Here is a 1,107-nt window from a genome sequence, read left to right on the forward strand (position 1 = left end):
GATACCACCTCGGCACCGGCATTCTTTTTGAACGCGTCATTCGGCAGACGGATCGCTCCCAGCAGCTCAGCACGCTGGGCAAGATAGCGGCGCACGGTGGAATCCTTGGCGTCCATAGTATAGCGGGAGGTTACAAAAGCTACCACTCCGCCGGGACGCACCTGGTCCAGTGCTTTGGCGAAAAAGTAGTTGTGAATACTGAAATTCAGCTTGTTGTAGGCTTTGTCATTGACCTGATACTGACCGAAAGGTACATTGCCGATGGCAAGGTCAAAGAAATCCCGCCTGTCGGTGGTCTCAAAGCCGCCTACTGTGATGTCCGCCTTGGGATAGAGCTGCTTTGCGATGCGCCCGGAAACCGGGTCCAGCTCCACGCCGTACAGACGGCTGTTTCTCATTTCCTCCGGCAGCATACCGAAGAAATTGCCCACACCCATAGATGGCTCCAAAATATTTCCGGTCTCAAATCCCATACGGCCCACCGCTTCATAGATGGCCTGAATGACCGTAGGGCTGGTGTAATGGGCGTTGAGGGTGGAGCTTCTGGCGGCGACATATTCCTCCGGGGTCAGCAGCTCTTTCAGCTGGGCATACTCGGAAGCCCATGCCGGTTTCTCCGGGTCAAAGGCATCAGAAAGACCGCCCCAGCCCACATAGCGGGATAGGACTTCCTGCTGTTCCGGGCTTGCCTGCTGTCCGGCAGCTTCCAGCTCTTTCAGCAAACGAATGGCATTGATATTTGCCTGGAACTTGGCTTTCGGACCGCCTTCACCCAAATGCTCATCGGTAATGCGGAAGTTCTGTGCATTGCGGCGCAGGTTGTCCTTGTATTCCTCATAGGAGGCTTCCTCGGCAGCTTTGGCATTGGGGAAGGTCTGCCACTGGCCGTTGACCTGAATGGAAACCGGGTGTTCATCCAGCACTTCCTCAAAGGTTTTCTCCGGCTCTGTTACAGGGGCTGGCGGCTCCGGCTCCTCAATATGCAACCGTTCCACCACCACATCATAAGGTAGATTGTTCTTATCGCCCGGATAGACGGCCACAGTCTCGGAATGGAAGGTCGGGGATTCGACAGCCGGTTCGGGGCGTTCCTGTCCAAAGCCATCC

The 1,107-nt window shown here is 55.7% G+C and carries 1 protein-coding gene; it reads right to left on the reverse strand.

Going from position 1 to position 1,107, the window contains the following annotated elements; genetic code table 11:
• On the reverse strand, positions 1-1,107 hold a 1,107-nt coding region (locus ACESSZ_RS16455; RefSeq protein WP_499842908.1), incomplete at both ends, for an Eco57I restriction-modification methylase domain-containing protein.

The sequence above is a fragment of the Eubacterium sp. 3_1_31 genome (assembly GCF_964249515.1).
In the GTDB taxonomy this organism is placed as follows: Bacteria; Bacillota_I; Bacilli_A; order Erysipelotrichales; family Erysipelotrichaceae; genus Longicatena; species Longicatena caecimuris.